At 66.6% G+C, this 16,351-nt stretch carries 20 protein-coding genes; 11 read left to right on the top strand and 9 right to left on the bottom strand.

The genetic code is table 11. The annotated features are described in order from the left end of the window. Positions 1-125: 125 nt before the first annotated feature. The 4 genes from OKA11_RS06785 to OKA11_RS06770 form a co-directional block, all read right to left on the bottom strand. Positions 126-899: a GDSL-type esterase/lipase family protein gene (locus OKA11_RS06785; protein ID WP_267219455.1), complete on the bottom strand. Its 774-nt coding sequence runs from the start codon at positions 897-899 to the stop codon at positions 126-128. 34 nt (positions 900-933) lie between these two features. Further along, complete coding sequence (gene spt, locus OKA11_RS06780) at positions 934-2,172, bottom strand: serine palmitoyltransferase (protein ID WP_267219454.1); 1,239 nt, start codon at positions 2,170-2,172, stop codon at positions 934-936. Between the two features lie 11 nt (positions 2,173-2,183). After that, entirely contained in the window at positions 2,184-2,423 is a 240-nt protein-coding gene (locus OKA11_RS06775; protein WP_142636232.1) for an acyl carrier protein, read from the bottom strand. A gap of 201 nt (positions 2,424-2,624) precedes the next feature. Then, entirely contained in the window at positions 2,625-2,987 is a 363-nt protein-coding gene (locus tag OKA11_RS06770; RefSeq protein ID WP_142636230.1) for a response regulator, read from the bottom strand. Positions 2,988-3,044: 57 nt separating this feature from the next. On the opposite strand from OKA11_RS06770, the gene OKA11_RS06765 reads away from it, so the two are divergent. Genes OKA11_RS06765 through OKA11_RS06745 form a run of 5 tightly spaced genes read left to right on the top strand, consistent with a single transcriptional unit; the run spans position 3,045 to position 6,340 of the window. After that, entirely contained in the window at positions 3,045-3,326 is a 282-nt protein-coding gene (locus OKA11_RS06765) for a DUF3572 domain-containing protein (RefSeq protein ID WP_323748308.1), read from the top strand. Continuing rightward, positions 3,323-3,955 (top strand): HAD family hydrolase, encoded by a 633-nt coding sequence (locus tag OKA11_RS06760; protein ID WP_267219453.1) that lies wholly within the window; start codon positions 3,323-3,325, stop codon positions 3,953-3,955. Before OKA11_RS06765 ends, OKA11_RS06760 begins: the two co-directional genes overlap by 4 nt. A gap of 27 nt (positions 3,956-3,982) precedes the next feature. Then, the gene (locus OKA11_RS06755) at positions 3,983-4,456 is read left to right on the top strand and encodes a RidA family protein (RefSeq protein ID WP_207079706.1); all 474 of its coding nucleotides are present in this window, start codon (positions 3,983-3,985) and stop codon (positions 4,454-4,456) included. A gap of 10 nt (positions 4,457-4,466) precedes the next feature. Further along, entirely contained in the window at positions 4,467-5,207 is a 741-nt protein-coding gene (locus OKA11_RS06750) for a glycerophosphodiester phosphodiesterase family protein (protein ID WP_379489312.1), read from the top strand. After that, positions 5,204-6,340 carry a GNAT family N-acetyltransferase gene (locus OKA11_RS06745; RefSeq protein WP_267219451.1) on the top strand — a complete coding sequence of 379 codons (1,137 nt, stop codon included), beginning with the start codon at positions 5,204-5,206 and terminating at the stop codon, positions 6,338-6,340. Before OKA11_RS06750 ends, OKA11_RS06745 begins: the two co-directional genes overlap by 4 nt. A 46-nt stretch (positions 6,341-6,386) precedes the next feature. Here OKA11_RS06745 and OKA11_RS06740 read toward each other — a convergent pair whose 3' ends face one another. Beyond that, positions 6,387-6,722 (bottom strand): hypothetical protein, encoded by a 336-nt coding sequence (locus OKA11_RS06740; protein WP_267219450.1) that lies wholly within the window; start codon positions 6,720-6,722, stop codon positions 6,387-6,389. 303 nt (positions 6,723-7,025) lie between these two features. Here OKA11_RS06740 and dksA point away from each other — a divergent pair, with 303 nt between their 5' ends. The 5 genes from dksA to OKA11_RS06715 all read left to right on the top strand — a co-directional run bounded on the left by dksA (position 7,026) and on the right by OKA11_RS06715 (position 10,464). Then, a complete protein-coding gene (gene dksA, locus OKA11_RS06735; protein ID WP_142636217.1) occupies positions 7,026-7,484 on the top strand; it encodes an RNA polymerase-binding protein DksA in 459 nt (152 codons plus the stop codon). Between the two features lie 300 nt (positions 7,485-7,784). After that, positions 7,785-8,153, top strand: a complete 369-nt coding sequence (locus OKA11_RS06730; RefSeq protein WP_267219449.1) for a PilZ domain-containing protein — start codon at positions 7,785-7,787, stop codon at positions 8,151-8,153. Positions 8,154-8,230: 77 nt separating this feature from the next. Beyond that, complete coding sequence (locus OKA11_RS06725; RefSeq protein ID WP_267219448.1) at positions 8,231-9,835, top strand: ABC transporter substrate-binding protein; 1,605 nt, start codon at positions 8,231-8,233, stop codon at positions 9,833-9,835. Between the two features lie 69 nt (positions 9,836-9,904). Then, complete coding sequence (locus OKA11_RS06720; protein WP_267219720.1) at positions 9,905-10,294, top strand: DUF4112 domain-containing protein; 390 nt, start codon at positions 9,905-9,907, stop codon at positions 10,292-10,294. Then, positions 10,294-10,464: a hypothetical protein gene (locus tag OKA11_RS06715; protein ID WP_267219447.1), complete on the top strand. Its 171-nt coding sequence runs from the start codon at positions 10,294-10,296 to the stop codon at positions 10,462-10,464. The genes OKA11_RS06720 and OKA11_RS06715 overlap by 1 nt, the downstream gene beginning before the upstream one ends. 74 nt (positions 10,465-10,538) lie before the next feature. Here the strand turns inward: OKA11_RS06715 and arfB are convergent, their stop codons facing one another. Genes arfB through pabB form a run of 4 tightly spaced genes read right to left on the bottom strand, consistent with a single transcriptional unit; the run spans position 10,539 to position 14,572 of the window. Next, the gene (gene arfB, locus OKA11_RS06710) at positions 10,539-10,955 is read right to left on the bottom strand and encodes an alternative ribosome rescue aminoacyl-tRNA hydrolase ArfB (protein ID WP_267219446.1); all 417 of its coding nucleotides are present in this window, start codon (positions 10,953-10,955) and stop codon (positions 10,539-10,541) included. Next, on the bottom strand, positions 10,952-11,605 hold the full coding sequence (locus OKA11_RS06705) for an RluA family pseudouridine synthase (RefSeq protein ID WP_267219445.1): 654 nt from the start codon (positions 11,603-11,605) through the stop codon (positions 10,952-10,954). Before OKA11_RS06705 ends, arfB begins: the two co-directional genes overlap by 4 nt. 1 nt (position 11,606) lies before the next feature. Beyond that, the gene (locus OKA11_RS06700) at positions 11,607-12,776 is read right to left on the bottom strand and encodes a pyridoxal phosphate-dependent aminotransferase (RefSeq protein ID WP_267219444.1); all 1,170 of its coding nucleotides are present in this window, start codon (positions 12,774-12,776) and stop codon (positions 11,607-11,609) included. Further along, entirely contained in the window at positions 12,776-14,572 is a 1,797-nt protein-coding gene (gene pabB, locus OKA11_RS06695; RefSeq protein WP_267219443.1) for an aminodeoxychorismate synthase component I, read from the bottom strand. The genes OKA11_RS06700 and pabB overlap by 1 nt, the downstream gene beginning before the upstream one ends. A 176-nt stretch (positions 14,573-14,748) precedes the next feature. Here pabB and OKA11_RS06690 point away from each other — a divergent pair, with 176 nt between their 5' ends. Beyond that, positions 14,749-16,347: a helicase HerA-like domain-containing protein gene (locus OKA11_RS06690; RefSeq protein ID WP_267219442.1), complete on the top strand. Its 1,599-nt coding sequence runs from the start codon at positions 14,749-14,751 to the stop codon at positions 16,345-16,347. Positions 16,348-16,351: the final 4 nt, after the last annotated feature.

Genomic DNA, 16,351 nt, shown 5'->3' with positions numbered 1-16,351 from the left:
AAATGCCCGGAGGGCATTTTCGAAGCGGCACCAGCCCAGTCCCCAACCGGACCTTTTTGGGGTCTTCGGGACGGGAGTGGGCGGGGGCCGCCACATCCGCCTTAGGCGGATTTTTAAACGGACTTTCACCGTCCGCGGCGCCGTTCCGCCTCCGAAAGCGCGGCGCGGTAGACCGGCTGCATCGCCGCATATCCCGCCGCGTTGGGGTGGATGCCGTCGGTGAACAGCTCTTCGCGGATCGATCCGTCGGGATGCGCGAGGGCGGCGTGGTAGTCGGCAAGGACCAGCCCTTCCTGCCGGGCGAGGAGCCTCAGGCGCGCGTTGACCCGGGCGATGGCGGGGCTTGGGTCGGGCTCGAACAGGCCGCCGAAACCTTTCGAGGGCGGCAGCGTGCCGAGGATCAGCACCGCGCCGTGCAGCCGCGCCTGATCGGCCATGCTGCGGATATTGCCGTCGATCTGGTCCAGCGTGACCGGGCCGGTCAGGCCGAACACGTCGTTGCTGCCGAGCATGAGGTGGATGACGCGCGGGCCGAGGTCCAGCGCGTCCTGCCGGAAACGCAGCAGGATCTGGCTGCTGGTCTGGCCGCCGACGCCGCGATTGACCACTTGCGTGCCCAGCGTCGGCCAGCCCATCGTGATCGAATCGCCGATCATCACCACTTCGGGATGCAGGCCCTCGCGCCGCAGGGCGGTGTTGGCGGCGCGGTAGAAGCACAGGCCGCCCCAGTCGTCGTAGTCGCTGCCGGTGATCGAGCGGCCGGCCGGACTGCAAGCGCTGTCGGTCAGCCCGACAAGACGGGCGCGGCGCTGGTCCTTCCAGACACTGTGGCCGACCAGCCCCAGCCCCAGCCCGACAAGCAAAAGCCCGAGCACGACGATGCGCAGCCGCACCGTCATGCCCGGGCCTTTGCCTGGATCGCTCAAGCGCGGCTTAGCCGAGAATGCCGGCCGTCTTGCCCGCACGCGTGAACATGCCGATGATCTGCTGGACCTGTTCCGCCGAGTGTTCGGCGCAGAGCGAGCAGCGCAGCAGCGTCATGTTGGCAGGGGTTGCCGGCGGACGCGCGAGGTTCACGTAAAGCCCTTCGTGCAGCAGCGCTTCCCACATCATCGCGCCGCGTTCGAGGTCGGGCATGATCACGGCGATGATCGCGCTCTGCGGTTCCTCGGTGCCGAGCTGGAAGCCGGCATCGGTCAGGCCCTTGTGCAGGACCTTGGAGTTTTCCCAGAGGTGCGCGCGCTTGTCGGCGGCGTGCATCAGCTTGCGCACCGAAGTCGCGGCGGTGGCGACGACGCTGGGCGGCAGGCTGGCGGTGAAGACGTAAGGACGGCAGACCAGGCGCATGATCTCGAACTTGGGGTGGTTCGAGACGCAGAAGCCGCCGACGGTGCCGACCGACTTGGAGAACGTGCCGATCACGAAGTCGACATCGTCAAGGCAGCCTTGATCCTCGGCCACGCCGCGGCCGTTGGGGCCGATGAAGCCCATCGAGTGCGCTTCGTCCACCAGGACCATGGCGCCGTACTTCTTGGCGACCGCGATCATCTCCTTGAGCGGGGCGATGTCGCCCAGCATCGAGTAGACGCCTTCCAGCACGACCAGCTTGCCCGCGCCTTCGGGAATGCGGCGCAGGCGCTTTTCCATCGCTTCGATGTCGTTGTGCTTGAACGGCACGACTTCGGCGTCGCCCATCTTGCAGCCGTCCCAGATCGAGGCGTGGCTGTCGATGTCGAGCACGATGTAATCGCCCTTGCCGGCGATGGTCGAGATGATCCCGAGGTTGGCCTGGTAGCCCGTCGAGAACACCATGGCGTGCTTCATGTCGTAGAAGTCGCATAGCGCTTCTTCTACCGCCTTGTGCCCCGCGTAGGTGCCGTTCAGCACGCGGCTACCGGTGGTGCCGGCGCCGAAGTCGTCCAGCGCCTGCTTGCCCGCCGCGATCACGTCCGGGTCGAAGGTCATGCCCATGTAGTTGTAGGTGCCGAGCAGGATCGTCTCGCGCCCGTTGCACATCGCGACGGTGGGCGAGATCACCTTTTCCATGACGAGGCCGAACGGATCGGTCACGCCGGTGGAGAGCAGGCCCTTGCGCATCTCGATCAGCGGATCGAACTTGCTGAACAGGTCGGTTGCGCCTTGCGTCTCGTTATCGCTGAGCATGTCGGTCATCGCAGAATCCTTCAGCCCTGGAGCTTGACCACGGCGTCGACGAGCTGGCCGTAGTTCTCGATCTCGGCCTGCTGGTTCATCGAGATGATGATGTCGAAGCCGTCTTCGATTTCGGCCACGAAGTCCATCACCGTCAGGCTGTCGAATTCGAGATCGTCGGTGAAGCGGGTCGCGTCGGTAATCTCGATGCCCTTCTTGTTGAAGGGTTCGATCAGCGCGGCGATGCGGGCCGAGGTCTCTGCGCGGTCCATGGTCATTTCAACTCCGGTAATTTCGGTCGGCGCTCTGGCCGATAATTGCGGCGCAAAAGCGGCGGCGGGGGGTAAAGTCAAGCACGCGCGAGTCGGGAAGGGGCAAACCAGCGCCCGGAACGCGTGCGGGAAGGGCTAGGCCAGCGCCCGGAACGCGTGCGGGAAGGGCCAAGCCAGCGCCCGGAACGCGTGCGGGAAGGGTCAAACCAGCGCCCGGACGGCCTGCATGAAGGGACCGATCGAGACCGGCTTGGCGAGATAGCCTTCGGCCCCCGCCTCGCGGATGCGCTCCTCGTCGCCCTTGCCGGCATAGGCCGTGACGGCCAGCACCGGGATCGTGCGCAGGACTGCGTCCTTCTTGGCCGCCTCGATCAGGTCCAGCCCCGAGACATTGGGCAACTGGATGTCCATGATGACGAGGTTGGGAACGAATTCGCGCGCCCTGTCGAGCGCGTGGAGCCCGTCGGCGACCGGCTCCACCGAGAAGCCCTGACTCGTGAGAACATCGCAAAAGAGCTTCCGGTTAAGGTCGTTGTCCTCGACAACAAGGATTCGCTTTGCCATTCCGCGCCTGAACCCCATCTAGTGGCTGAACCGCCGCTCTAGGACAGGCAAGCGAGGCTGACAATTCTCGGAAGTTCCCCTTCCTCATCGCAGGATGCCGAAACGCTGGCGCTCCACGCGCTGGGCTGGGTGCTGGGCGACGGCGATCGTGCCGAGCGTTTCCTGGCGCTGACCGGCCTGACGCCCGATCATCTGCGCACCTCGCTGGGCGAGATCGGCACGCTGACGGCGGTGCTCGATTTTCTCTGCGCGCACGAGCCGGACCTTGTCGCCGCCGCCGACGTGCTGGGCGTAAAGCCCGAGGAACTGGCTGCCGCCCGCCGGAGGATCGGCCGATGAGCCGTCCCCTGCTGATCACCGACTGCGACGAAGTGCTGCTCTACATGGTCAGCCATTTTCGCGACTGGCTGGCCGAGGACGAGGGCGTGACCTTCGACATGTCGCGCGGGGACTTTTCCAGCGCGATGCGCCGCACGGCTTCGGGCGAGCTGCTCGAACAGGCCGAGATGTGGTCGCTGCTCAACAAGTTCTTCGATGGCCAGATGCACCGGCAGACCGCCGTGGAAGGCGCGATGGACGCGATTCGCGCGATCGGTGAACATGCCGATGTGGTGGTGCTCACCAATCTCATGGATTTCCGGCAGGAAGCCCGCCAGCGCCAGCTGGCCGAGCACGGCGTCCACCTCAGGGTCTACACGAACCAAGGGCCGAAAGGCCCGGCACTCAAGGCGATCCTCGAGGAGTATGCGCCCAGCCGCGCGGTGTTCATCGACGATCTGGCCCAGCATCACGGCTCGGTGGCCGAGTTCGCCCCGCAGATCGGCCGGCTCCACCTTTGCGCGGAGCCACTGCTCGCCCCGCATATCGCCTGCGCCCATGCGGCGGGACACGCCCATGCGCGAATCGACGACTGGAAGAGCGCTGGCCCGTGGCTGCTCGACTGGCTGACCGACAACACCTCCCACTGATCCAAACTGACAGGAAACCGTTTCATCATGACTGAAGCCGAAACCCGCCTTGCCGCCCTGGGCCTGACGCTGCCCGAAGCCGCCGCTCCGGTTGCCGCCTATGTGCCGGTGGTGATCGCCGGCGACACCGCCTATGTCTCGGGCCAGCTTCCCTTCGTCGGCGGCAAGCTCGTCACCGGCCGTCTGGGCGAGGACGTCAGCCTGGAAGCCGGCGTCGAGGCGGCGCAGGCCTGCGCGCTGATGATCCTGGCCCAGCTCAAGGCCGCGCTCGGATCGCTCGACCGCGTGGAGCGCGTGGTCAAGCTGGGCGCCTTCGTCAACTCGACCGGCGATTTCACCGACCAGCCCAAGATCGCCAACGGCGCTTCGGAACTGATGGTCTCGGTATTCGGCGATGCCGGCAAGCATGCCCGCAGCGCCGTCGGCGTACCGGTGCTGCCGCTCGGCGCCGCCGTCGAAGTGGACGCCATCGTGACGCTTCGTGCTGCTCGCCTCGATTGATCGATGGCTGGTGCCGGCCCCCGACCCCCGGCGGGTCGGGTGGATCGGCGCACGCGACTATGCGCACCGGGGCCTGCACGGCGCGGGTATCCCGGAAAACTCGCTTGCCGCATTCGATGCGGCGCTGCGCGGCCAGTTTGGCATCGAACTGGACGTGCAGCGGGCGGGTGATGGAACCCCGGTGGTGTTCCACGATGCCACGCTCGACCGCCTGACCGGCGAGAGTGGGCCGGTTTCGCGGCGCAGTGCCGCCCAGCTCGGCGCGGTCACGCTGACCGGCAGCGAGGAGACGGTCCCCACCCTGCGGCGCGTGCTCGACCGGGTGGGCGGACGGGTTCCGGTCCTTATCGAGATAAAGTCCAGTCCCGGAGGGCGGATCGCGGCGCTGTGTCTGGCGGTGCGGCGGGTGCTCGAGGGCTATGCCGGCGACTGTGCGGTGATGAGCTTCGACCCCCGCGTTTCGCGCTGGTTTCGCATCCATTCACCGCTGACCGTGCGGGGGCTGATCGTCAGCGAGGGCGAGGACCGCGCCTTGCCCGGCAAGATCCGCCGCCATCTGGCCTTTTGGCAGGCGCGGCCCGATTTCCTGGCCTATGACATCCACGACCTGCCGAGCCGCTTTGCCCGCGCTCAGCGCGACCGCGGCTTGCCGGTGGCGAGTTGGACCGTGCGCAGCCCCGAACATCAGGAGCGGGTTCGCCACCACGCCGATGCCGCGATCTTCGAGCAGGGCGAGGAGACCCCGGCGTGAGCGAAGGCGATTTCACCGCTCAGATCAGCGGCAGTATCTCCGCGCTGCCTGCGGACGCGTGGGACGCCCTTGCAGGCGGCGGCAATCCCTTCGTCAGCCACGCATTCCTCTCGGCGCTGGAGGTTTCCGGCAGTGTCGGGGAAGGCAGTGGCTGGAGTCCGGTGCCGATCACCATCGAAGGGCCGGACGGCCGCCTGGTCGCGGCACTGCCCGCCTACCTCAAGGAACATAGCCAGGGCGAATATGTCTTTGACCATGCCTGGGCCGATGCCTGGCACCGGGCGGGCGGTGCCTATTATCCCAAGCTGCAGATCGCGGTGCCCTTCACCCCGGCGACCGGGCCGCGCCTGCTGACGCGCCATCCCGAACTGCACCTGCCGCTGCTGCGCGCTGCCGAAACGCTGTGCCGGCAGCACGGACTCTCTTCCGCCCATGCGACTTTCATCGAGCCGGATCAGGTCGCCGCTTTCGAGACGGCGGGCTGGCTGCTGCGCGAGGACATCCAGTTTCACTGGGAAAATCGCGGGTATGCGCGCTTTGAAGACTTCCTTGGCGAACTCTCTTCCCGCAAGCGCAAGGACATCCGCAAGGAGCGCGAGAAGGCCCGGGAAGGCGTCGAGATCCGCAGGCTGACAGGTGAACAGCTCGGCGAAGAGCACTGGGATGCCTTCTGGGCCTTCTATCAGGATACCGGCGCCCGCAAGTGGGGCCAGCCCTATCTGACGCGTGCGGCGTTTTCGCGGCTAAGCGAAACGATGGCGGACCGCATCCTGTTGGTCATGGCCTATATCGAGGGCAAGGCCGTGGCGGGAGCGCTGAACTTCATCGGCGAGGAGGCGCTTTACGGCCGCTACTGGGGCGCGCTGGTGGAGAGGCCGTTCCTGCACTTCGAACTGTGCTACTATCAGGCGATCGATGCCGCCATTGCGCTGGGCCTCTCGCGGGTCGAGGCCGGCGCCCAGGGCGGCCACAAGCTGGCGCGCGGTTATGAACCGGTGCGCACGGTCTCGGCGCACTACATCGTCCATGAAGGCCTGCGCGCGGCGATTGCCGACTATCTCGAGCAGGAACGGGCGGGCATTGCGCAGGACCAGATCTGGCTGGGCGATCGCACGCCGTTCCGAAAGACCTGAAGCGGTTTCCGGGTCACTTGGGGTTCTGCTGCGTTCCCCAAACGCTCTAGGCGGCCTTGCGCAGGGTCGCGGAAAGCCACTGGCGGGCGCGGCGCTGCGCCTCGGCGATTTCGCGCGCGGTCATTTCGTCGGCGACTTCCGCGCGGCAGGCCGGGGCGTCCTCGTGGCCGGCGACGGCGGCGAGGTTGAACCACTTGTGGGCTTCGACGAGGTCGCAGCCGGCGCCGTGGCTGCCGGTCGAGTATGCGACACCCAGGTCGAAATAGGCCGAGGTGTCCCCCTCCGCCGCGGCGGCCAGGCTATCGGCCAGCAGCAGGCTTTCGGCGGCGATGTCCGCCTCGCAGGCGGCGAAACCCAGTGAATCGATCCAGACAGTGCCCATCGTCCGTTACCCCCATTGCCGTCCGACCGCGGTCCGGTCTTCCGATGAGGTCAAGCTGACCGATTCATGGTCAACAAAGCGTTAACGATAAATCGAAAAACCTTGCTCGTCCGGTTCTGGTAGATTGCGCTCTGTTATCGAACGGCCGTTCAGGTTTTTTGTGGACGGCTCGGGTTATGTCCTTGTGCCGGTAGAATACCGGCCCTATAGGCCGCCCCACCACGGTTTGCCGGGAGGTCACTGGAAAAATCCGGGGCCGCAGGGCGTAGGCGGGCCGGGGCGATTCGTGCGGAGATTCTCTGGATGGCAACGGCCCTATCTGACGAAATTGATGTCCTCGCCAAGGCCAAGCGCATGCTTGGCGGTTCCTATATTCCTGCCGAGAATGAATCGTACATGTGCGATTCCCAGCAGGACTACTTCCGGCGCCTGCTGCTCGCCTGGAAAAAATCGATCCTCGATGCATCGGCCGGCACCCTGGCCCAGCTTCAGGACGGTCCGATCCGGGAGCCCGACCTCAACGATCGCGCATCGAGCGAGACCGACTGGGGTATCGAGCTGCGCACCCGCGACCGTCAGCGCAAGCTGATCGCCAAGATCGACTCGGCACTGCGCCGGATCGAGGAAGGTGAGTACGGGTACTGCGAAGTGACGGGCGAACCGATCGGCCTCGGCCGTCTGGAAGCGCGCCCGATCGCGACGATGACGGTGGAAGCCCAGGAAGCGCACGAGCGCCGCGAAAAGGTTTCGCGCGACGATTGAGCCGCCTGATCGGCCGATGACCCGCTGCCTCCGGCTGCGGGCCATCCGCCGATCCAGGGCCGCTTGCGCGGTGCCGCCTATGGCGGATGAACCACTTTTAACCGTGTCTGCGCGGTTCGGATCCGCGTGGTTCCCGGTCTGGGGGCGCGTCGCGGGCCAGAGATCGATCCGCATCATTAAGGCTTTCTTGGTGACTGCCCCTTAGAACGAGCGAACATTCGTGTTAGGCTCGCCGGGTATTTGCGTCCGCCGCGTTTTGCACGACGTTCGACGGCCGCCTCGATTACCGGACGAGAGTAGATGAGCGAAGCTGAAAATCGACAGATCGCACGCGACAGCCTGTTCCTCATGGCTGACCTGCGCGTCGATGGCTTGGACGGCGAAGCGCGGATCAAGGTTCGCAACCTTTCTCCCGGCGGCATGATGGGCGAAGGCAGCGTCCGGGTGGTTCGCGGCACGCTCGTGAAAGTGAACATCCGCAATATCGGCTGGGTCGAAGGAGCGGTCGCCTGGGTGCAGGACAATCGCTTCGGGGTGGCCTTCAGCAGCGAGATCGATCCCAAGCTCGCCCGCGTGACGGTGGCCGCCGCGGAAGATGCCACGCCGCGTTTCGTGCGCAACCACGAGGCCCGCTATTCCCCTGAAACCGGCGCGCTGCGCAAGATCTGACAGGCCGATCGCGGTTTTTGCCGTAATGGTGGTGCCTGCCATTTGCCGGCCCGGGGAAATCGACTAGGCCCATAATCATGCCGGCTGACAATATTTCATCGCGAAGAGGCATCCAGGCAGGCGTCCTTGCGGCGGTGCTGGCGCTTGCCGGGTGTGGATCGGCCAGCAATTCGGCGCTCGGCGTGGCTGCTATCGGCGATCCGGCGGACCCTTTCAGCACCGGGCGCAGCGCGCCGCTGGCCGAGCAGCTGGTGCGCGCCTCGACCAGCGAAGGGCTGGTCTCGTTCGACGAGAAGGGGCGCGTCATTCCGGCGCTGGCCGATCGCTGGATCGTCACCGACGATGGCCTGAGCTATATTTTCCGCCTGCGCGACGGCAACTGGCTCTCGGGCGACCCGCTGACCGCCGCATCGGCCAAGCAGGCGATCGAAAAGGCGCTGGACGACACGCGCGATACGCCGTTCGCGCTCGATCTTGGCGGGATCGATGAAGTGCGGGCGATGGCCGGGCGCGTTATCGAGATCCGCCTTGCCCGGCCGATGCCCTATCTCCTGCAACTGCTGGCGCAGCCCGAACTCGGGCTCGTGCACAAGCAGCGCGGGGCCGGGCCGATGAAGCTGGAGCGGGATCGGGGCGTAGCGCGGCTCACGCCGATCGATCCGGCGCATCTCGGGCTGCCCGCCATCGAGAACTGGGCGCAGCGAACCCGCCGCGTGGACTTGCGCGCGGTGTCCGGCCCCGAAGCCGTTGCCGCTTTCAATGACGGTGCCGTCGACATCGTCATGGGCGGCGAGATCCAGGACTTTCCGCTCACCCGTTCGGTGGGCATCCTGCGCGGCACCATCCAGGTCGATCCGGTAGTGGGGCTGTTCGGATTGCAGGTGATGAACAATCACGGCTTCCTTGCCGATCCCGCCAATCGCGAGGCCATCGCCATGGCGATCGACCGCGAGGCTTTGATCGCCCCGTTCAGCCTGGGGGGCTGGTCGCCGACGACCCGGGTGGTGAGCCCCAGCCTCGATGGCGATCTCGGCACCATCGGCGAGCGGTGGGGCAACCAGTCGCTTGACGAGCGCCGCGCTGTCGCGGCGGCGCGGGTCAGGCGCTGGCAGGCGCAGCAAGGTGGCCAGTCTGCTGCGCCGGTCTCGTCGCCGAAGGCCGATGCACCCAAGCGGCCCTTGCAACGACTGCTTTCACGCGGCGGCAATGCGCCGCAACCGGCGGCGCTTTCCGAGCATGCGCCGGGTCTGGTGATCTGGCTGCCGCAGGGCGAGGGCAGCGATACTGTGTTCGAGCGTCTGACCGCCGATTTGTCCGCAATCGGGCTGCGCCTGGTGCGCAGCGGCGACAGGGATGCGCGCGATGCCGACCTCGTGCTGATCGATGACGTGGCGCGTTATCCCCGCGCGGCTTGGTTCCTCAACCGGCTGTCCTGCGCCGAACGGCGAGGGCTCTGTTCGGCCGAAGCCGATGCACGGGCTGTCGAGGCCGCCAGGGCCGCGACGCCGCAGGACCGCGCGGCGCTGCTGACCGAGGCCGAAGCGGAGTTGACGGCTGCCAACGTCTTCATTCCGTTCGGAACGCCGATCCGCTGGTCGCTGGTGCGCGGCAGCGTCGATGGCTTCGCGCCCAACACCTGGGGCTGGCACCCCTTGATGCCGCTGGCCTGGGTTCCCAAATAAGTCTGACGGCGCTGTTGCCGTTCGAGGAGTGCGAAAGCTTTGGCGACTGGACAGACTTCTGCCCGCCGCATGGACCTGGAGTTCCCGCTTGGGAACGATCCGGTTTCCGTCACCCGCCGTGTCGAAATGCTCGAGCGTGTGCTTGAAAACGCCTTCACCATCCCCGGCCTGCGCCGCAAGGTCGGGCTCGACGCAGTGGTTGGACTGGTGCCGGTGGCGGGCGATGTGGTTTCGGCCCTGCTGGGCATGTACCTCGTCTGGGAGGCGCGCAACCTCGGTATGTCGAAGTGGCAACTGGCGCGCATGACCGCCAATGTCGGTGCCGATACGCTGCTCGGCGCGATCCCGGTGGTGGGTGACGCTTTTGACTTCCTGTTCCGGTCGAACACTCGCAACCTGAAGATCATCCGCAAGCACATCGCCAGGCATCACCCGCATGCCCGGGTGATCGAGGGCTGATGCGCGCGCGTCTCTGGCTTGCGGCGCTGCTGTTGCCTCTGGCCGGCTGCGGATCGCCGGATCCGGTCCCGGCCCCGGTGACCTCGGACGAGGCCACTGCCCTCGATCAGGCGGCCGAGATGTTCGACACGCGGCCTTCCGAGGCGCCCTCCGATGAGGCCACCCCTTAGATTTCACTGCTCTGCGATTTTGGTTTTCCGCGTTTTTCGAGTCATCAGGCGATTCCACCTGATTGGAAAACGCTCTAGTCGAAGCTGACCTTGCCGCGCCCGGCCTTGACCGAGCCGCGCAGCTTCTTGCCCTTCAGGCGCTGTTCCTTGCCCACCCGGTTGAGGCGGCTCTTGGCGCGCTTTTCGGGGAGCTTATGGGCATCGCGCAGCATTTCCGCGAGCCGTTCGCGGGCGTCGGCGCGGTTGGCTTCCTGGGTCCGGAAGCGGCGAGCGGTGAACATCAGTTCCCCGCCCGAAGTCATGCGGCTGCCGGCGAGTTCCTTCAGCCGCGCGAAGACAGGCGGGCTCAGGCGCAGGGTATAGACGTTGATCCGAAGCTGGACCGCCGTCGCCACCTTGTTGACGTTCTGCCCGCCCGGCCCGGAAGCGGCGATGAAGCTCTCGCTCGCCAGGGCCTGGGCGCGGTCTATCGTGGCTTCAACCTCGCTCATTCATCGCTGAAGCCGAGCGCGGCGAAGTCCTTGGGCAGCGGCGCCACGGCCACGATCGGCTCCTTGTCGCCGCGCGGCACCGTGAGGCCGGCTGCGTGGAGCATGGTGCGCGGCGCGCCCTTGCTGGAACCATAGACCGGATCGCCCAACAGCGCGTGGCCAAGGCCGGATGCGGCGTGGACGCGGATCTGGTGGGTGCGGCCGGTTTCGGGGCGGAATTCCACGAGGGTCAACCCGTTCTTCTCGTCCAGCTTGCGCCAGTGGGTCACGGCGGGCTTGCCCTTCTTGGCCGGGATCATGCGCCAGCCATCCTTGGCCGTGCTGACCTTGGAGAGGTTCAGCGCGATCGTGCCTTCCATCTCCGCCAGCGTGCCGGCGACGATGCCGAGGTAGCGCTTCTGGACCTGCTTTTCCTCGAAAGCGGCGGAAAAGCGCTTCAGGGCCTTGGGGTTGCGGGCCAGCAACAGGCAGCCCGAAGTGTCGCGGTCCAGCCGGTGCACCGGCGCGGGGTGGCGGTGGAAGCCCAGCTTCAGCTCGTCCAGCCGGTCTTCGAGGCTCGGCCCGCCGGCACGCGGCGTATCGAGCGGCAGGCCGCCGGGCTTGTCGATGACCAGCGCTTCGCCGTCCTCGAAGAGGATTTCCAGTTCCATGTTACGTCAATGCTTTCTCTATGCGCCGGAGCGCTTCTTCGAGCCGCGCGTCATCCGCGGCGAAACTGATGCGGAAACCGTTCTGGCCGCCGAACGCCGAGGCCGGGACCAGCGCCACGCCGTGCTCCAGCAGGTGCAGCGCCAGCTTCACGTCGTCACCGTCGAAACGGTCCATCAGCGGAGCGGCGTCGATCATGCAGTAGAACGCGCCATCGGGCGAGGGCGTCGACAGGCCCGGAATTGCGTTGATGGCGGTTACGACCATGTCGCGCCGCTGGCGGAACCGTTCGCGCCATGCAGCCAGGAAGTCCTGCGGCCCGGCAAAGGCGGCGACGGCGGCGGCCTGGCTGATCGAGCAGGGATTGCCCGAGGAGTGCGACTGGAGCTTCTCCATCGCCTTGATGAGCCACTGTGGCCCGGCGGCGACGCCGATGCGGAACCCGGTCATCGCGTGGCTTTTGGACACGCCGGAGACGGTCAGGATGCGGTCGGCCAGATCCGGGCAGAGATTTGCCAGGGTGACATGCGGGCGGCCGGTATAGTTGATGGGCGCGTAGATATCGTCGGACAGCACCATCACGCGCGGGTTGCGGCGCAGCACTTCGCCGATGCCGCGCAGCATGTCCTCGGGATAATAGGCGCCGGTCGGATTGCCGGGACTGTTGAGCAGTACCCAGAGCGTACGCGGGCCGATCTGCGCTTCGAGGTCGGCGGGGGTGAAGCGGAAGTTGTCCTTGGCCGAGGTGCGCAGCGGCACGACCTTGCCGCCCGCGAAACGCACGATCTCGGGATAGCTGACCCACCAGGGCGAGGGCACGATCACCTCGTCGCCTTCGCTCACGGTGGCCAGCATCGCGTGGAAGATCGCCTGCTTGCCGCCGGCGCTGACCGTGACCTGCGACGGCACAACCTCGATGCCGAGGTCGCGCCGGAAGTGCAGCGCGGCAGCATGCTTGAGCTGCGAGGTGCCACCGACCGCGGTGTACTTGGTCTGCCCGCCGTCAAGCGCTGCCTTGGCAGCCTCGATCACGTGGGGCGGGGTATCGAAATCAGGTTCGCCGACCGAAAGCGAGATCACGTCGATGCCGGCTTCGCGCAATTCGATCGCGCGGTCGGTCATTGCCGTTGTCCCCGAGGGGGCGATGCGGGCGAGGGCGGTGGAGCTATGCATCAGGTGAGCAGCCGGGCCGGCATCAGGCCGCGCAGGGCATTGCCGATCAGGAAGCCGTCCGCGAGGTCGTCCAGCGTCAGGTCCGCTTCGACCGCGCGGCCTTGCTCGATCAGCGAGCGGCGCAGCACGCCGGGCAGCAGGCCGAGCGCGGCGGGCGGCGTCAGCAGCATGCCATCGCGCTCGACAAAGAGGCTGGTGAAGCTGCCTTCGGTGACGAGGCCGTCGTCGCGCAGGAACAGCACTTCCTGTGCCCCCGCCTGCTTCCCGATGGCCAGGCCGGAATTGTAGAAGCCCCGGTCGCTGGTCTTGTGGCGCAGGCGCCAGTCGCCGCTGTCGACCGGCAGCGGCAGCACGCCGACGGCTACCGGCCCTTCGAAGGTTTCCGGCAATTCGGCCAGTTCCAGCGCATAGGCGCCGCTGCGGGCGGTGACCAGGCGCAGCTTGGCAGGCGCATCGGCATCGAAGCAGAGCGCCTGGATCGCATTGCGCACGGCATGGCGGTCAAAACCGAAGCCCAGCGCCTCGGCACTGGTACGGACCCGCTCCAGATGGAGTTCCAGCAGCGGGATGCCCTCTTCGGGCGTGAAACGCATCGTCTCGACAAGATCGAAACTGGCGGGCGAACGCGCCCCTGCCGAATCTCGCACGAACCCCCCTTTGACCAGGCATTCCCGCCATTCGGGAAGCGCTTGTGAATCGGCGACCACCGCCGAACCGACGCCGAGCGTGGCCCGGCCCGAAGTGCCCTTGGCATCCGGTGACAGACGCAAGCTGCGGATTGCCACATTGAACGCGGCATCGCCAGAGGGTTCGATGAAACCGATCGAGCCGCAGTACGGCCCGCGTGCGTGGCGTTCGACCTCGGCGATCAGTTCCATCGCCCGGATCTTGGGCGCGCCGGTGATCGATCCGCAGGGGAACAGCGCCCGCAGCAGATCGACGGCGCCCTTGTCCGGCGAGAGGCGGGCATGGACGGTGGAGACCATCTGGTGGACGGTCGGGTAGGTCTCGATCGCGAAGGGGCGCTCCACGCGGACGCTGCCTGCTTCCGCCACGCGCGACAGGTCGTTGCGCATGAGGTCGAGGATCATCAGGTTTTCCGCGCGATCCTTGGTGCTGGTGGCCAGTTCCTCGCGCAGCAATGAGTCCTCGGCAGCATCCTGCCCGCGCGGGCGCGTGCCTTTCATCGGGCGGACCGTCACGGTGCGATCGTCGAGCGCAAAGAACAGTTCGGGCGAGAAGCTGAGCAGCCACCCGGATCCGTCGCAGATCACCGCGCCATATCCGGCCGCGGCAGCGGGACGGATCGCGGCGTAGAGCGCCAGCGGATCGCCGTGCCATGGCCCTTCCAGCGGCATGGTCAGGTTGGCCTGATAGATGTCCCCCGCCTCGATGGCGCCGTGAATCGTCTCGAAGGCGCGGATGTAGTCGCCCGTGGAGATCAGCGGATCGAGTGGGCCGATGCCTACCGGGCCGGGTGCGGCGTTTTCGGCCAGCCAGCGCGCGATGCCTTCGGCGGGAACGGTTTCGAAGTCCTCGAAGGCACCGAACCAGACCAGCGGGCCTTCGGTCTTGCGCAGGCCGGCAAGGCGCGGTTCCAGCGCCTGTCCTGCCTCGTAGGCAAGGTAGCCGGCCAGATGGAGTCCTTCGGCTGCCAGTGCCTCGATCCGGGCGAGCGCGGGCAGCACGTCCTGTTCGGTATGCGCGACGACGATTTCCACCGCATTGCGGTAGATGCGCGCATCGGCCGCGCCTTCCGGGCGGGCGTCGTCAAAAAGGATGAAGGGCTGGGGCATGGCTCAGACTGCGCCCTTTAGCGTCCCGGCACCGGCGGCACCAGTGCGCTTTCTCGCAAGCGCCGCCTTCCCTCCCGGCGATCCCTCCCGGCGATCAAGTGGCGGCGCGCCCAAAATCCCTCTCGCCCTTGTGCAAGGCGCGCTCTATCACTCTCGATCGGTGCAAGGAGGCATGAATGGAAGAGATTTTCCTGGGGCTCGGTGCCAATGGCGAACGGCAGGTCCTGCGCCTTGGGCGTGCCAATCGCCATGGGTTGATTGCCGGGGCCACGGGCACGGGCAAGACGGTGACACTCCAGACCATCGCCGAACAGTTTTCCGCCGCCGGCGTGCCGGTGTTCCTGGCCGACGTGAAGGGCGATCTTTCCGGCATCTCGATGTCCGGCAGCCCGCAGTTCAAGAATGCAGCCGTGCTGGAATCGCGGGCCAGGGAAATCGGCCTGACGGACTATGGATATTCCGACAATCCGGCGATTTTCTGGGACATCTATGGGGAGCAGGGCCACCCCGTCCGCACCACGATCTCCGAGATGGGGCCGCTGCTGCTGGCGCGGCTGATGGATCTCAACGACACCCAGGAAGGCGTGCTCAACGTCGTCTTCCGCTATGCTGACGAGCAGGGCCTGCTCTTGCTCGACCTGCCCGACCTGCAGGCGATGCTGGCCCATGCCGCCGAGAATGCTTCGGCGCTTTCCGCCAGATACGGCAATATCACCAAGGCCAGCGTCGGCACGATCCAGCGCCAGCTTCTGGCGCTCGACAGCCAGGGCGCGGCGCAGTTCTTCGGCGAACCGGCGCTGGAAATCGCCGATTTCATCCGCTGCGACGACAAGGGGCGCGGCTACATCAACATTCTGGCTGCCGACAAGCTGATGCGCAGCCCCAAGCTCTACGCCACCTTCCTGCTCTGGCTGCTGTCCGAACTGTTCGAAGTGCTGCCCGAGGTCGGCGATCCCGAAAAGCCGAAGCTGGTGTTCTTCTTCGATGAGGCGCACCTGCTGTTCGACGATGCGCCCAAGGCGCTGCAGGACAAGGTGGAGCAGGTGGTGCGCCTCGTCCGCTCGAAGGGCGTGGGCGTCTACTTCATCTCGCAGAATCCCATCGATATTCCCGAGGAAATCGCCGGTCAGCTGGGCAACCGCGTGCAGCACGCCTTGCGGGCCTTTACCCCGCGCGACCAGAAGGCGATCAAGGCGGCGGCGGATACGTTCCGCATCAATCCGGCGCTCGACGTCGTCGAAGCGATCACCGAGCTCAAGGTCGGCGAAGCGCTGGTTTCCACGCTCGACGATCAGGGCGCGCCCACCGTGGTCCAACGCACGCTGATCGCGCCGCCGCGCTCGCGGCTGGGGCCGGTGGAACCGAAGGAGCGGGCGATCATCCAGTCGATCAGCCCCTGTCAGGGCAAGTACGATACGCCCGTGAACCGTGAGAGCGCCGAGGAAGTGCTGGCCGCCAAGGCCGCCGATGCGGCTGCAACGGCGCAGGAAGTGGCGGAAAAAGGGGCTGCCGAGGTCGGCAAGCAGGAACGCAGGAGCCCCAGCCTGTGGGACGGGCTTGGCGGCAAGGTGGCCAAGGCGGCGGCGGGCGCGGCGGCGGCGAGCGCGGGTTCGATCCTTGCGCAGTCGATGCAGGGCAAGAAAAGCCGCGCGAATCCGCAGGCTTCGGCGGCCAGCGCGGCGGCGGGAACGGTGGGCGATGCGCTTGGCAAGGCGATCGGATTCCCCGGCCTCGGGCGCTTTGCGCGCAACCTGATCGGCGGGCTTATGCGTTGATTTG

Source organism: Novosphingobium clariflavum (genome assembly GCF_026420865.1).
GTDB lineage: Bacteria > Pseudomonadota > Alphaproteobacteria > Sphingomonadales > Sphingomonadaceae > Novosphingobium > Novosphingobium clariflavum.
This window is presented reverse-complemented; position numbering and strand designations above follow the sequence as displayed.

What these genes read in the sequence shown, in the direction of transcription:
- pabB (WP_267219443.1), bottom strand. Translation starts at nt 14,572, where the DNA reads ATGCCCCAGCCCTTCATCCTTTTTGACGACGCCCGCCCGGAAGGCGCG.
- OKA11_RS06785 (WP_267219455.1), bottom strand. Translation starts at nt 899, where the DNA reads ATGACGGTGCGGCTGCGCATCGTCGTGCTCGGGCTTTTGCTTGTCGGG.
- OKA11_RS06725 (WP_267219448.1), top strand. Translation starts at nt 8,231, where the DNA reads ATGCCGGCTGACAATATTTCATCGCGAAGAGGCATCCAGGCAGGCGTC.
- dksA (WP_142636217.1), top strand. Translation starts at nt 7,026, where the DNA reads ATGGCAACGGCCCTATCTGACGAAATTGATGTCCTCGCCAAGGCCAAG.
- spt (WP_267219454.1), bottom strand. Translation starts at nt 2,172, where the DNA reads ATGACCGACATGCTCAGCGATAACGAGACGCAAGGCGCAACCGACCTG.
- OKA11_RS06775 (WP_142636232.1), bottom strand. Translation starts at nt 2,423, where the DNA reads ATGGACCGCGCAGAGACCTCGGCCCGCATCGCCGCGCTGATCGAACCC.
- OKA11_RS06760 (WP_267219453.1), top strand. Translation starts at nt 3,323, where the DNA reads ATGAGCCGTCCCCTGCTGATCACCGACTGCGACGAAGTGCTGCTCTAC.
- OKA11_RS06690 (WP_267219442.1), top strand. Translation starts at nt 14,749, where the DNA reads ATGGAAGAGATTTTCCTGGGGCTCGGTGCCAATGGCGAACGGCAGGTC.
- OKA11_RS06755 (WP_207079706.1), top strand. Translation starts at nt 3,983, where the DNA reads ATGACTGAAGCCGAAACCCGCCTTGCCGCCCTGGGCCTGACGCTGCCC.
- OKA11_RS06715 (WP_267219447.1), top strand. Translation starts at nt 10,294, where the DNA reads ATGCGCGCGCGTCTCTGGCTTGCGGCGCTGCTGTTGCCTCTGGCCGGC.
- OKA11_RS06730 (WP_267219449.1), top strand. Translation starts at nt 7,785, where the DNA reads ATGAGCGAAGCTGAAAATCGACAGATCGCACGCGACAGCCTGTTCCTC.
- OKA11_RS06720 (WP_267219720.1), top strand. Translation starts at nt 9,905, where the DNA reads ATGGACCTGGAGTTCCCGCTTGGGAACGATCCGGTTTCCGTCACCCGC.
- OKA11_RS06770 (WP_142636230.1), bottom strand. Translation starts at nt 2,987, where the DNA reads ATGGCAAAGCGAATCCTTGTTGTCGAGGACAACGACCTTAACCGGAAG.
- OKA11_RS06740 (WP_267219450.1), bottom strand. Translation starts at nt 6,722, where the DNA reads ATGGGCACTGTCTGGATCGATTCACTGGGTTTCGCCGCCTGCGAGGCG.
- arfB (WP_267219446.1), bottom strand. Translation starts at nt 10,955, where the DNA reads ATGAGCGAGGTTGAAGCCACGATAGACCGCGCCCAGGCCCTGGCGAGC.
- OKA11_RS06700 (WP_267219444.1), bottom strand. Translation starts at nt 12,776, where the DNA reads ATGCATAGCTCCACCGCCCTCGCCCGCATCGCCCCCTCGGGGACAACG.
- OKA11_RS06705 (WP_267219445.1), bottom strand. Translation starts at nt 11,605, where the DNA reads ATGGAACTGGAAATCCTCTTCGAGGACGGCGAAGCGCTGGTCATCGAC.